We start from the raw sequence: 13,226 nt of genomic DNA, 5'->3' as shown, positions 1-13,226 counted from the left end.
CGCGGGATGCGAGCCGTGAGCGCCGCCGGCGCCGCGGCGCCGCGCGAGGGGGGACTGACCGACCGGTACGGCCGGGTGGCGACCGACCTGCGGGTGTCCCTGACCGACCGCTGCAACCTGCGCTGCACGTACTGCATGCCCGCGGAGGGGCTGCCGTGGGCGCCCGGCGACACGGTGCTCACGGACGCGGAGGTCGTGCGTCTCGTGCGCATCGGCGTCGAGCTGCTGGGCATCCGCGAGGTGCGGTTCACCGGCGGTGAGCCGCTGCTGCGGCGCGGGCTCGAGGGCATCGTCGCCGCGACGTCCGCGCTGCGCACCGCCGACGGCGCACCCGTGCGCACGGCGCTGACGACGAACGGGCTGGGCCTGGACAAGCGCGCCCGGTCGTTGGCCGCCGCGGGGCTCGACCGCGTGAACGTCTCGCTCGACTCGCTGGACCCGCAGCGGTTCGCGACGATCACGCGCCGCGACCGGCACGCCGACGTCCTCGCGGGCCTGGCGGCCGCGGCCGACGCCGGGCTCGGGCCCGTCAAGGTCAACGTGGTGCTGGTGCGCGGCGTCAACGAGGACGAGGCGGTGCCCCTGCTGACGTGGGCGCTCGCCCACGGGTACCACCTGCGCTTCATCGAGCAGATGCCGCTCGGCCCGCACGGCTCGTGGCGGCGCGACGACCTGGTGACGGCCCGCGAGATCCTCGACGCGCTGCTCGGTGCGTTCGACCTGGTGGCCGAGGCCGACGGCGCCCGCGGTGCCGCCCCGGCCGAGACGTGGCACGTGCGGGGGAACCCGGCGGCGACCGTCGGGGTCATCGGCTCGGTGACGCGCCCGTTCTGCGGCGCGTGCGACCGGACGCGGCTGACGGCCGACGGCCAGGTCCGCAGCTGCCTGTTCGCGCGCGACGAGGACGACCTGCGCGGGCTGCTGCGGGGCGGCGCCGACGACGCGGCGGTCGCCGACGCGTGGCGCGCGGCGATGCGCGGCAAGGCTGCCGGGCACGGCATCGACGACCCGACGTTCCTGCAGCCCGCACGGACCATGAGCGCGATCGGAGGCTGACGTGACGACGACGGACCCAGGCGCGGCCGGGGAGACCGGCACGGCGAGCGTCGAGGTGCGCTACTTCGCGGCGGCTGCCGAGGCCGCCGGACGCGACGGCGAGCACGTGACCCTGGCCCCCGGCACGACCGTGGGTGCGCTGCTCGACGCGCTGGGCGAGCGCCACGGGCCCGCGCTGCGCGACGTCGCGGCGCGGTGCGCGCTGCTCGTCGACGGCGTGCTGCACCGCGACCGCGACGAGCCCGTCGGGTCGCCGCGTCGCGTCGACGTGCTGCCGCCGTTCGCGGGCGGCTGACGCGCCTCAGGCGCTGCCCACCCACTCGTGGCCGCCGGCGGTCAGGTCCTGGCGCTTCCACACCGGCAGGTGAGCCTTGACCTCGTCGACGAGCAGCGCGGCGGCCGCGAACGCCTCGTGGCGGTGCGCGGCGGACACCGCGACGCCCAGGGCGCACTCCCCCACGGCGAGCACGCCGACGCGGTGCACGCACGCGACCGCGTCGACGGGGCTGCGCGCGACGACGTCGGCGACGACGCGGGCCACGACGTCCTGCGCGTCGGGGTGGGCGACGTACTCCAGCCCCGTGACGCCCCGGCCGTGGTCGTGGTCGCGCACGACGCCCGCGAAGGTCACGACGGCGCCCGCGGCGTCGTCGCCGACCGCCCGGGCGAGCGCGTCGACGTCGACGGGGTCGGTGGTCACCCGGGCGAGCACGACCCGTCGTGCCGGTGCGCGCAGGCGCGAGTCGTCGGTGGTCACGACCCCAGCCTAGGTCGCCGCTGCCGAGCGGACACCGACGCCTCCCCCGCATCTGCGGTCGCGATCCCGGTTCGCCACCGCAGGTGCGGCGCCGGGGCCTATCCTGGCGTCGTGCCGACCTACCGCGTGGCCGAGGCCGCGACGCTCCTGGGCGTCAGCGACGACACCGTGCGCCGCTGGATCGACTCCGGGAGGCTCGCCTCGACGCGTGCCGCGTCGGGCGCCCACGAGGTCGACGGCGTCGCGCTCGCCCAGCTCGCGCAGGGGCTCGGCACGGGCCCGGAGCCCGGCAGCGGCCACCGCTCGACGCGCAACCGGCTGCGCGGCATCGTCACGCGCGTCGTGCGCGACACCGTCATGGCGCAGGTCGAGATCCAGGCCGGCCCGTACCGCGTCGTCTCGCTCATCAGCCGGGAGGCCGCGGACGAGCTCGGCCTGGAGCCGGGCGTCGTGGCCGTGGCCTCCGTGAAGGCGACCGACGTGGCCGTCGAGCACGTGGAGCGTCCGTGACGCGGCGCGCCCGCCGGCTGCCCCTCGTCGTGCCCGTGACGGCCGCACTCGCGTCGGCCCTGCTCGCGCTGGTCGGCTGCGTGCCGGCCGCCCCGGCCGTCCCGCCGGCGTCGGAGGGTCGACGCAGCACCGACTCCCCCGGCGCCCTCACCGGCACCCTCGTCGTCCTGGCCGCCGCCTCCCTCACGGACGTCGTCACCGACCTCGTCGGGACGTTCGAGGCGGAGCACCCCGGCCTGACGGTGCAGACCGGGTTCGCGGCGAGCTCGACCCTCGCCGGTCAGGTCGTCGCCGGGGCCCCCGCGGACGTCCTGATCACCGCGAGCGACGCGACCATGACGACCGTGACCGACGCGGTCGGCGGTGCGCCGGTCGTCGTCGCGACCAACCGGCTGCAGCTCGCCGTGCCGGCGGGCAACCCCGGCGGCGTGACGTCGCTCGACGCGCTCGCCGACCCGGACCTGACGGTCGCCCTGTGCGCGCCCGACGTGCCGTGCGGCGTCCTCGCGGCGCAGGTGCTCGAGCAGGCGGGCGTCGTCGCGACCCCGGACACGCTCGAGCAGGACGTGCGGGCCGTCCTGACGCGCCTGACGCTCGACGAGGTCGACGTCGGCCTCGTCTACCGCACCGACGTGATCGGTGCGGGCGACGCCGTCGAGGGGCTCGACCTGCCCGACGACGCCCGCGCCACGACCGACCACCCGGCCCTCGCGCTGCCCGGCGCCGCGCACCCCGACGCGGCCGCAGCGTTCGTCGCGCTGCTGCGCGGCCCCGTCGGCCGGCAGGCGTTCGCCGACGCCGGGTTCGGCGCACCGTGAGCGCCCCCGTCGACGGCGCCGCGATGGCGGGGCCACAGGGCCCGCGCCACCGGCACCGGCCCCGCGCGGCACCGGGCACCGTCGTCCTGGTCGCCCTGGCGACCCTCGGCGTCGCGGTGCTGGTGCTCCCGCTGATCGCGCTGCTGCTCGCGACACCCTGGCAGGCGCTCCCCGCGCTCCTCGCCGACCCCGCGGTGCTGCAGGCGCTGCGCCTCTCGCTCCTGACCGCCACCTGCGCGACCCTCGTCGGCCTCGTCGTGGGCGTCCCGCTGGCGTGGCTGCTCGCGCGCGACGACCTGCCCGGCACGTGGCTGCTCCGCTCGCTGGTCACGGTCCCGCTGGTCCTGCCGCCCGTCGTCGGCGGTGTCGCGCTGCTGCTCCTGCTCGGGCGCCGCGGCCTGCTCGGCGGCACCCTCGACGCCTGGTTCGGGGTGACCGTGCCGTTCACGTCGGTCGCCGTCGTCCTCGCGCAGGTCTTCGTGTCGCTGCCCTTCCTGGTGCTGTCCGTCGAGGGCGCGCTGCGCGGGGCCGACCGCCGCCGGGCGCTGGCCGCCCAGACCCTCGGGGCGTCGCCCGGGTACGTCCTGCGCCGCGTCACGCTGCCGGCCGTCGCCCCCGGCGTCGCGGCGGGGGCAGCACTGTGCTTCACGCGGGCGCTCGGCGAGTTCGGCGCGACCGTGACGTTCGCCGGCAACTTCCCCGGCACGACCCGCACGATGCCCCTGGCGGTGTACCTGGCGATGGACTCCGCCCCGGAGCAGGCCGTGGCGATGTCGGTGCTGCTGCTCGTGCTGTCGGTCGCGGTGCTCGTCGCGCTGCGCGGTCGCTGGGTCGGCGGCCTGCCCGGTGCGCCCACCGCCCGGACCGCACGGGCCGCACGGAGGGCGTCATGACGCTCGACGTCCGGGTCCGGGTCGACCGCGGGGCGTTCCGCCTCGACGTCGCGGTGCGGGTGCCCCCGGGGACCGTGCTGGCCGTGATGGGGCCCAACGGCAGCGGCAAGTCCACGCTCCTCGAGGCCGTCGCCGGGCTCGTCCCTCTGACCGGCGGGCACGTGCGGCTCGGCGACGACGTCCTCGCGGACGCCGCCACCGGGTGGCACCTGCCGCCGCGGGACCGTCGCCTGGGCGTCGCCCTGCAGGACGGACTGCTGTTCGGCCACCTCTCCGCGCGCGAGAACGTGGCCTTCGGCCCGCGCGCCCAGGGCGTCCGCGCCGCGCACGCCCGTGCCACGGCCGACGCCCTGCTCGTCGAGGTCGGTCTGGAGGCGCACGGCCGCACCCGGGGCGACCGCTTGTCCGGCGGGCAGGCGCAACGCGTCGCGGTGGCCCGGGCCGTCGCGGCGGTGCCGCGCGCGCTGCTGCTCGACGAGCCGTTCGCCGCGCTCGACGCCGCCACGCGGGGGCGCGTGCGGGACGTCGTGCGCCGTGTCGTGGCGACGGGGGTGCCGGCGATCGTCGTGACGCACGACCTGCGCGACGCGGTGGACCTGGCCGACCAGCTGCTCGTGCTCGAGGAGGGTCACGAGGTCCAGCGCGGCGCCCCGGCGGACGTCGCCGCCGCTCCCGGGTCGCCCTACGTCGCCCGCGCCGCGGCGGGGGCGGCATGACGACGACCGGGTCCGCGTCCGGCGCCGCGCACGACGGGGCGGCACCGGCACCCGCGCTCGTGGTCGTGCTGACCGGCGGCACGGCGCGCCGGCTCGGCGGGGTGGACAAGACCGCCCTCGACGTCGGCGGGCGCAGCGTGCTGCGACGCCTGCTGGACGAGGTCGGGCCGCTTCCGGTGGTCGTCGTCGGCGCACCGCAGGACGCGGGGCGCGACGTGCGGTGGACGCGTGAGGACCCGCCGGGCGGCGGGCCGTTCGCCGGGGTCGCGGCCGGGCTCGCGGCCGGCCTCGCCGACCACCCGTCCGCGCAGGTCGTCGTCGTGCTGGCCGGCGACCAGCCGTTCGCGGGACGCGCCGTCGGACCGCTGCGGGACGCCCTGCACGCGGACCCCGACATCGACGCCACGCTCGCCGCCGGTCCCGACGGCCGCCCCCAGCCGCTGCTCGCGGCCTACCGGGTCGACGCGGTCCGCGCCCGCCTGTCCGACTCCCCGCACGGGCGCCGGGCGCGGGACCTGACGACGGGGCTCACGACGCGGCTCGTCGAGGTGGCGGCGCGCACCGCGCTCGACGTGGACGACGCCGACGACCTGGCGACGGCGCGCCGGCACGCCGCGGCGGTCAGCCCGCCCCCGGACCGCGCTCCCTGAGCAGCGCCTCGACCTGCGCGAGGGCGTCACGCACGGCGACCTCCGGGTCGCCGCCGCCCGCCGCCGCGCGACCCGCGGCCAGGCCCACGAGGTAGGCGGTCAGCGGGGCCGCCGGCCGTGCCACGCCGTGCGCCACCTCCCGCACCATGTCGAGCACGTCGTCCGCCGTCGCGGCGAGCAGCCCCGGGTCGACACCCAGCGCCGGTGCGACCTGTCCCGTCCAGTCCTGCAGCGCGTCCATCGTCACCACCTCCGCAGCGCAGCCTAGGCCGCTGCCCCGGGGGCAGCCTCAGGCCGCGGTGGGACGGTGCGCGTCAGGCGACCCGAACGCCCGCGGGCGCGCACGTGCGGACATCTCCTCGACGAGATCCGCCTGCGCGCGCGAGCGGGCGATCAGTGCGTCGAGACGTCCCGGGTCGAGGTCGAGCGCGTCGGCATGCTCCCGCAGCGTCGTCCAGCCCAGGCGCTTGCCCTCGAGGCCCGAGCGCACGATCTCGAGCTCGAGCACCAGCGACAGGGGCGAGTGCCCGAGCACCCGGCCGTTCGGCTTGAGCCGCGCGACGCGCTCCGCGACCTTCGCGGCGACGTGCTTCCACCGCGACAGGGCGAGCCCCAGGTCGCGGGCGGTGGACTCGTGCACGTCCCGCTCCTCGCGCAGCTCCCGGGCCAGCTGGGCGAGCGCCGCCGCGTCGTCGCCCGCGTCGGGGTTGCGGCTCATGCGCATCACGCGGGCCGAGACGGCGCTGGCCCCCGTGATGTGGTCGTTCAGGTACGAGTGCACCAGGGCGAGGTCGATCCGGGGGTCGGTCTCGTGCGTCATGGCGTCCTCCTGATCGCTGCCGGCACCTCGATCCTGCGGTGCCGGCCCGCCCGGCGCACCCCGGGACGCCTCAGACGCTCTCGGTGGACGGCTCCGGCGGCGGCCCGGCCTGCGCGGCCTCCTGCTCGACCAGGCGCTCACGGCGGCTGGACTCCCGCGGGCGGTACACGATGCGCGAGTGGAACGTGAACCGCACGACGAACGCGACGAGCAGCGTGATCGCGGTCGCCAGGACGGCGGCGACGTGCATCGACTCCACGAGCAGCGCCATGATCGGCAGCCGCAGGAGCGTCTCGACGTTGTTGAATGTGAACGACTGCCCGAACCGCGCCCAGACGCCCTTGCCCTCGTGCCGCAGGTCGCGGAACACGAAGCGCTCCATCATCAGGAAGTTCCCGACGATCGTCGCCTCGGCGGCCACGACGGCCGCGAGCAGCCACGGAGCACCGAGCCCGGTCAGGAGCGCGACGATCGCGATGTTCGCGACCGCGCCCATCCCGCCGATGATCGCGAACCGCGACATGCGTCCGAACCGCAGGCCCGCGAGCTGCCACATGAAGTGGATGCCCTGCGCCAGGTTCGCCTTGGACTCGCCCGCGTACCGCGCGCCGAACACGAAGGGCACCTCGACGACCCGCATGGGGTGGCGGGCCAGGATCTCGAGCAGGATCTTGAACCCGCGCGGGCGCAGCGCCTCGAGGTCCACGGCACCGCGCCGGACCGCGAAGAAGCCGGTCATGGGGTCGGAGCAGTCGCGCAGCCGCACGGGGAACATGGCGCGCGTGACCGCGGTCGACGTCGACGACACGGCCTGGCGCACGACACCCGACAGCCCGGCGCTCGACCCGTCGCCGACGTAGCGCGAGGCCACCACGACGTCGACGTCGGGCTCCTGGGCGCGGGCCAGCAGGGTCGGGATGAGCTCCGGCGGGTGCTGCAGGTCGCCGTCCATGACCAGGAAGTGCGGGGCGGTCGAGGCGCGCACGCCCTCGAGCACGGCCCCGCCGAGGCCACCGACGGGCTCGTCGCGGTGCAGGACGCGCACGGGCAGCTCGGCCGTGCGGGCCACCTCGCGCACGACGTCGGCGGTGTCGTCGGTGGAGTCGTCGACGAACAGCAGCTCGGCGCGCAGCCCACGCGTCGCGACCCCCACGCGCCGGACCAGCTCGGCGATGTTGGGGGCCTCGTTGAACGTCGGCACGATGACGGTCACACGGGTGTCCGGCCGCTCGGGCGATGCGGTCATGGGGGCCTCGCTCTGCTCTCCGACGAGCCTGCGCCGACGTTGGCGAAGGTCAGGACACGGTATCCGACGGACCCGGGCCGTCGTAGGCCCAGACGCTCCTAAACGCTTCGAGAACCGGTCGGCACGGGCACGCGCTCGGCGCGACAAACCGGGCATCCTGCTGCCACCATGAGCGTCGTGCAGCGCCAGACGACCGCCCACCTGACCCTCGACGTCACCTCACCCGCCCGGCTCGTCCTCGAGGTCGCGGTGGAGCTGAGCCACGACCTCACCGAGCAGCTGACCGTCACCTCGGCGGGCCGCCCCGTCGTGCCACGGGAGGTGGCCGACCCCCACGGGACCCGGCTCCACGTGCTCGACGTCGGCCCCGGCCCCCTGACCGTCGACTACAGCGCGACCGTCACCGGCCGGGCCGAGCAGGAGCCCGGCTCCCCCGCGGACGAGTTCCTGTACCTGCGGCCCAGCCGCTACTGCGAGTCCGACGTCCTGGCCCCGACGGCACGCTACGAGTTCGCGGGCGTGGCCGGCGTCGACCTGCTGGGCGCCGTCAGCTCGTGGGTGGGGACGCGCCTCGCCTACGTCCCGGGCTCGAGCCTGCCGACGGACGGTGCCGTGCGCACGCTGCTGGCCCGTCAGGGCGTGTGCCGCGACTACGCGCACCTCGTCGTGGCCCTGCTGCGCGCCCTCGACGTCCCGGCCCGCGTGGCCGCCGTGTACGCGCCGGGGCTGGACCCCATGGACTTCCACGCCGTCGCCGAGGCGTACGTGGACGGGCACTGGCGGGTGGTCGACGCGACGACCCTCGCCCCGCGCTCCACGCTGGTCCGCATCGCGACGGGCCGCGACGCCTCCGACACCGCGTTCCTGTCGGTGCACCGCGGCTTCGCGTCGCTCCGCGAGGTGGTCGTCACGGCCGTCGTCGACGTCCTGCCCGACGACGACGTGCGCGAGCTCGTGTCCATCGGCTGACGCACCGCGAGGCGCGACGTGACGCCGAGCACATCGCCTCGATGGGCCGACGTCACACCGCACTGGCACGCTGGGACCATGCACATCTGGCCCGGACGCCCCTATCCCCTCGGCGCCACGTACGACGGCACGGGGACCAACTTCGCGCTGTTCTCCGGCGTCGCCGAGCGCGTCGAGCTCTGCCTCGTCGACGACGACGGCACCGAGACCCGCGTCGACCTCCGCGAGGTCGATGCCTTCGTGTGGCACGGCTACCTGCCGGCGATCGCACCGGGCCAGCGGTACGGCTACCGCGTGCACGGCCCGTACGACCCCGCGGCAGGGCATCGCTGCGACCCGTCGAAGCTGCTGCTGGACCCGTACGCGAAGGCGATCGACGGGCAGGTCGACGGCGACCCGTCCCTGTACTCGTACACGTTCGGCGACACCGACACACGCAACGAGTCGGACTCCGCGGGCCACACGATGACGTCGGTCGTCGTCAACCCGTTCTTCGACTGGGGCCACGACCGGCCGCCGGAGCACGAGTACCACGAGACGGTGCTCTACGAGGCGCACGTCAAGGGCCTGACGCGCCTGCACCCGGCGGTCCCGGAGGAGATGCGTGGGAGCTACGCGGCACTGGGTCACCCCGCGGTCATCGACCACCTGTCGAGCCTGGGCATCACGGCGATCGAGCTCATGCCCGTCCACCAGTTCGTCAACGACCCGTCGCTGCAGGAGCGGGGCCTGTCGAACTACTGGGGCTACAACACGATCGGCTTCTTCGCCCCGCACAACGGCTACGCCTCGATGGCGGGCACCGGCCAGCAGGTGCAGGAGTTCAAGTCGATGGTCAAGGCGCTGCACGCCGCGAACATCGAGGTCATCCTCGACGTGGTCTACAACCACACCGCCGAGGGCAACCACATGGGCCCGACGCTGAGCTTCCGCGGGATCGACAACGCGAGCTACTACCGCCTGGTCGACGACGACCCGTCGCACTACTTCGACACGACGGGCACGGGCAACTCCCTGCTCATGCGCTCGCCCGCGGTCCTGCAGCTGATCATGGACTCGCTGCGGTACTGGGTCACCGAGATGCACGTCGACGGGTTCCGGTTCGACCTGGCCGCGACGCTCGCGCGCCAGTTCCACGAGGTCGACCGCCTGTCGGCGTTCTTCGACCTCGTCCACCAGGACCCGGTCATCTCGCAGGTCAAGCTCATCGCCGAGCCGTGGGACCTGGGCGAGGGCGGCTACCAGGTCGGCGGGTTCCCCCCGCTGTGGACCGAGTGGAACGGCAAGTACCGCGACACCGTGCGCGACTTCTGGCGCGGCGAGCCCTCGACCCTCGGGGAGTTCGCGAGCCGGCTCACGGGCTCCTCCGACCTGTACGAGCACACGGGCCGCGCACCGATCGCGAGCATCAACTTCGTCACCGCGCACGACGGCTTCACGCTGCGCGACCTGGTGTCGTACAACGACAAGCACAACGAGGCCAACGGCGAGGACAACCGGGACGGCGAGAGCCACAACCGGTCCTGGAACGGTGGCGTCGAGGGCCCGACCGACGACCCCGAGGTGACGCAGCTGCGCGCCCGTCAGCAGCGCAACTTCCTCGCCACGCTCCTGCTCTCCCAGGGCGTCCCGATGATCGCGCACGGTGACGAGATCGGGCGCACGCAGGGCGGCAACAACAACGGCTACTGCCAGGACGACGAGATCACCTGGGTCGACTGGGACCTCGACGAGGAGCGGCAGTCCCTCCTGGAGTTCACGCGGCGTGTCATCCACCTGCGGCGCGACCACCCGGTGTTCCGGCAGCGCCGGTTCTTCGCCGGGGCCGCGGAGCACGGCGGCGAGTCCGACCTGCGCGACATCGCCTGGATGACGCCGACGGGCGGGCACATGTCCGACGACGCCTGGAGCTCGGACCACGCCTTCGCGGTCATGGTCTTCCTCAACGGCGACGCGATCGACGAGCCCGACATGCGCGGGCAGGACGTCGTCGACGACTCGTTCCTGCTGCTGTTCAACAGCCACTGGGAGAAGAAGCAGTTCCAGCTCCCCGGCACCGAGTACGGCGCGGCGTGGACGGCGGTGCTCGACACCGACTCCCAGGTGCGGCCGGGACGCGAGATCCGGGCACGCGGCAAGGTGACGCTCGCCCCGCGCTCGATGGTGCTGCTCACGCGACCCCCCGAGCGTGACATGCCCTCGTCGTCGGGCAGCGGCGCGGCCGCGGTCGCGGCGCGCGAGGCGAGCCGGGCCGCCAGGGAGCACGGGTGAGCGACGTCACGACCGAGCGCGCCGTCCCCGGGCGGCGGTCCGTGCTCGACGGGCACCCCGTGCCCGTCTCGACGTACCGCGTGCAGCTCGGCGCCGACCTGACGTTCGACGACGTCGCGGCACGCGTGCCGTACTACGCGTCCCTCGGCGTCACGCACGTCTACCTGTCCCCCGTCCTGGAGGCCGCGCCGGGCTCGACCCACGGGTACGACGTGGTGGACCACGACACCGTCGCGGCGGTGCTCGGCGGCGAGACGGGGTTGCGGCGCCTGGCGGAGGTGGCACACGCCGCCGGTCTTGGCCTCGTGCTCGACATCGTGCCGAACCACATGGCGGTGCCGACCCCGGCGTGGCACAACCGCGCGCTGTGGTCGGTGCTGGCCGACGGGCCGGCGTCGCCCTACGCCGCCTGGTTCGACGTCGACTGGTCCGCCGGCGACGGTGCGCTGCTCATGCCTGTCCTCGGGGACCGCATCGGCGCCGTGCTCGCGCGCGGCGAGCTGCAGGTGGTGAGCGAGGAGGTCCCCGGTGCGGGCACGTGCACCGTGCTGCGCTACCACGACCACGTGTTCCCCGTCCGCGCGGGCACCGAGTCGCTGCCGCTGGCCGAGCTGGTCGAGCGCCAGCACTACCGGCTCGCGTACTGGAAGGTCGCGGACGAGGAGCTCAACTACCGCCGGTTCTTCGACGTCGGCACCCTCGTCGCGGTCCGCGTCGAGGACCCCGACGTCTTCGACGCGACGCACCGCCTGATCCTGCGGCTCCTGCACGACGGCGTCGTCGACGGCCTGCGCGTCGACCACCCCGACGGGCTGGCCGACCCGGCCGGGTACCTCGAGCGGCTGCGGCAGGCGACGGGCGGTGCGTGGGTCGTCGTCGAGAAGATCCTCGCGGGGACCGAGGAGCTCCCCGACGACTGGGCCACCGCCGGGTCCACGGGGTACGAGGCGCTGTGGCGCGTGCAGCAGACGTTCGTCGACCCCGGCGGCGCGGCGCTGCTCGGGTCGGTCATGCACCGCCTGACGGGTGACGTGTCGGACGCGTTCGAGGCCGTCGAGCACACCGCCAAGCGCGAGGTCGTCGACGGCCCCCTCTACGCCGAGGTGCACCGGCTGACGAACCTGGCGGCCGAGATCTGCCACGACGACCTGCGCCTGCGCGACCACACGTGGCGCGCCCTCGAGGAGTGCCTCGTCGAGCTGCTGGTGGCGTTCGACCGCTACCGCGCGTACGTCGTGCCGGGTGAGCCGGCGCCGCCGATGTCGACGTCCGTGCTGACCGCGGCCGCGCTGCGCGCGGGACGTCGCCTGGGCAGCGAGCGCGACGCGACCATGTCGGTGCTGCTCGACCTGCTGCTGAGCCGCGAGGCCGGGTCCGCGGGACGCACCCGCGACCCGCGTCGCGACGAGCTGGTGGTCCGGTTCCAGCAGACCTGCGGCGCCGTGATGGCCAAGGGCGTCGAGGACACCGCGTTCTACCGCTGGACGCACCTGGTGGGGCTGTGCGAGGTCGGCGGGGAGCCCGCCCGCTTCGCGACCACACCGACCGACCTCGCGGCGTGGGCGACGCACGCGCAGGCGTCCGCCCCGCTGGGCATGACGACGCTGTCGACGCACGACACCAAGCGCGGCGAGGACACGCGTGCGCGCCTGGGCGTGCTCTCCGAGCTGCCGCACGAGTGGGCGGTGCTCGTGGACGACCTGCGCCGGGCGTCGGCGCCGTACCGCGGCGCACTGCTCGACGGCCGCACCGAGTACCTGCTGTGGCAGACGCTCGCCGGGACGTGGACCGACGACGGCCCGATCGAGGAGGACCGCCTCGAGGAGTACCTGACCAAGGCGGTGCGCGAGGCGAAGTCCCACACGTCGTGGACCGCGCCGGACGAGCCGTACGAGCAGGCGGTGCTGTCCGCCGCCCGGCGCGCCCGCACCGATCCCGCGGTGCTCGCCCTGCTCACCGACTGGGACGCCCAGACGCGCGAGGCGGTCCGCGCCGCGACCCTGGGCACCAAGCTCGTCCAGCTCACGCTGCCGGGCGTCGCCGACGTCTACCAGGGCAGCGAGGTGCCGACGCCCACGCTCGTCGACCCCGACAACCGCCGGCCCGTCGACGTCGCCGCGCTCGCCGCGCGGCTGGCGCGGCTCGACGAGGGGGCGGGTGCGCGCACCCTGGCCGACGAGAAGATGCTGGTGACGTCGCGCGCGCTGCGCGTGCGACGGGACGTCTCCGACGCGTTCGTCGGGCCGGACGCGGGGTTCGTGCCCCTGCCGCACTCGTCGGGGCACTCGATGGCGTACGCCCGCACGATCGCGGGCGAGCCGCGTGTCGTCGTCGTCGCGACGCGCATCGCCGCCGCGGTCCAGCGCCTGGGCGGGTGGTCCGACCACACGCTCGCGCTGCCCGACGGCGCGTGGCACGACGTGCTGGCCGACCGGTCCGTGCGCGGCGGCGTGCAGCGCGTCGCGGACGTGCTCGAGAGGCTGCCCGTGGCGCTGCTGGTGCGCGAGGCGGTGTGACGTG

General features: G+C 75.2%; 14 protein-coding genes. 10 read left to right on the top strand and 4 right to left on the bottom strand.

Translation table 11 applies throughout. The annotated features are described in order from the left end of the window. Positions 1-6: 6 nt before the first annotated feature. Together moaA and OKX07_RS09425 are read left to right on the top strand one after the other, a co-directional pair. Positions 7-1,056 carry a GTP 3',8-cyclase MoaA gene (gene moaA, locus OKX07_RS09430; RefSeq protein WP_265631619.1) on the top strand — a complete coding sequence of 350 codons (1,050 nt, stop codon included), beginning with the start codon at positions 7-9 and terminating at the stop codon, positions 1,054-1,056. A 1-nt stretch (position 1,057) separates the two neighbouring features. Continuing rightward, complete coding sequence (locus tag OKX07_RS09425; RefSeq protein WP_265631617.1) at positions 1,058-1,351, top strand: MoaD/ThiS family protein; 294 nt, start codon at positions 1,058-1,060, stop codon at positions 1,349-1,351. Positions 1,352-1,357: 6 nt separating this feature from the next. On the opposite strand, the gene OKX07_RS09420 is transcribed toward OKX07_RS09425, so the two are convergent. Further along, positions 1,358-1,813 (bottom strand): molybdenum cofactor biosynthesis protein MoaE, encoded by a 456-nt coding sequence (locus OKX07_RS09420; RefSeq protein ID WP_265631616.1) that lies wholly within the window; start codon positions 1,811-1,813, stop codon positions 1,358-1,360. A 111-nt stretch (positions 1,814-1,924) separates the two neighbouring features. Here OKX07_RS09420 and OKX07_RS09415 point away from each other — a divergent pair, with 111 nt between their 5' ends. From OKX07_RS09415 to mobA, 5 genes are read left to right on the top strand one after another with little or no spacing between them, the layout of a single operon-like run. After that, positions 1,925-2,323 (top strand): TOBE domain-containing protein, encoded by a 399-nt coding sequence (locus OKX07_RS09415; protein WP_265631614.1) that lies wholly within the window; start codon positions 1,925-1,927, stop codon positions 2,321-2,323. Beyond that, positions 2,320-3,141 (top strand): molybdate ABC transporter substrate-binding protein, encoded by an 822-nt coding sequence (gene modA / locus OKX07_RS09410; RefSeq protein WP_265631613.1) that lies wholly within the window; start codon positions 2,320-2,322, stop codon positions 3,139-3,141. Before OKX07_RS09415 ends, modA begins: the two co-directional genes overlap by 4 nt. Before the next feature lie 23 nt (positions 3,142-3,164). Continuing rightward, a complete protein-coding gene (locus OKX07_RS09405; RefSeq protein WP_416220869.1) occupies positions 3,165-4,034 on the top strand; it encodes an ABC transporter permease in 870 nt (289 codons plus the stop codon). Next, complete coding sequence (locus OKX07_RS09400) at positions 4,031-4,750, top strand: ATP-binding cassette domain-containing protein (protein WP_265631609.1); 720 nt, start codon at positions 4,031-4,033, stop codon at positions 4,748-4,750. The genes OKX07_RS09405 and OKX07_RS09400 overlap by 4 nt, the downstream gene beginning before the upstream one ends. Next, positions 4,747-5,400 (top strand): molybdenum cofactor guanylyltransferase, encoded by a 654-nt coding sequence (gene mobA, locus OKX07_RS09395; RefSeq protein WP_265631608.1) that lies wholly within the window; start codon positions 4,747-4,749, stop codon positions 5,398-5,400. Before OKX07_RS09400 ends, mobA begins: the two co-directional genes overlap by 4 nt. On the opposite strand, the gene OKX07_RS09390 is transcribed toward mobA, so the two are convergent. The 3 genes from OKX07_RS09390 to OKX07_RS09380 form a co-directional block, all read right to left on the bottom strand. Beyond that, positions 5,372-5,641 carry a DUF6457 domain-containing protein gene (locus OKX07_RS09390; RefSeq protein ID WP_265631606.1) on the bottom strand — a complete coding sequence of 90 codons (270 nt, stop codon included), beginning with the start codon at positions 5,639-5,641 and terminating at the stop codon, positions 5,372-5,374. The genes mobA and OKX07_RS09390 overlap by 29 nt on opposite strands. A gap of 48 nt (positions 5,642-5,689) precedes the next feature. Next, on the bottom strand, positions 5,690-6,220 hold the full coding sequence (locus OKX07_RS09385) for a hypothetical protein (protein ID WP_265631605.1): 531 nt from the start codon (positions 6,218-6,220) through the stop codon (positions 5,690-5,692). Between the two features lie 70 nt (positions 6,221-6,290). Further along, the gene (locus OKX07_RS09380; protein ID WP_265631603.1) at positions 6,291-7,466 is read right to left on the bottom strand and encodes a glycosyltransferase; all 1,176 of its coding nucleotides are present in this window, start codon (positions 7,464-7,466) and stop codon (positions 6,291-6,293) included. Positions 7,467-7,643: 177 nt separating this feature from the next. Between OKX07_RS09380 and OKX07_RS09375 the strand changes: the two genes are divergently transcribed. The 3 genes from OKX07_RS09375 (at position 7,644) to treY (ending at position 13,222) form a co-directional block, all read left to right on the top strand. Further along, positions 7,644-8,435, top strand: coding sequence for a transglutaminase-like domain-containing protein (locus tag OKX07_RS09375; protein WP_265631875.1), 792 nt, complete (start codon positions 7,644-7,646; stop codon positions 8,433-8,435). A gap of 78 nt (positions 8,436-8,513) precedes the next feature. Beyond that, positions 8,514-10,706, top strand: coding sequence for a glycogen debranching protein GlgX (gene glgX / locus OKX07_RS09370; protein WP_265631601.1), 2,193 nt, complete (start codon positions 8,514-8,516; stop codon positions 10,704-10,706). After that, positions 10,703-13,222, top strand: coding sequence for a malto-oligosyltrehalose synthase (treY, locus tag OKX07_RS09365; RefSeq protein ID WP_265631600.1), 2,520 nt, complete (start codon positions 10,703-10,705; stop codon positions 13,220-13,222). Before glgX ends, treY begins: the two co-directional genes overlap by 4 nt. Positions 13,223-13,226 lie beyond the last annotated feature (4 nt).

It is taken from the genome of Cellulomonas sp. S1-8, from assembly GCF_026184235.1.
Taxonomy (GTDB): domain Bacteria; phylum Actinomycetota; class Actinomycetes; order Actinomycetales; family Cellulomonadaceae; genus Cellulomonas.
This window is presented reverse-complemented; position numbering and strand designations above follow the sequence as displayed.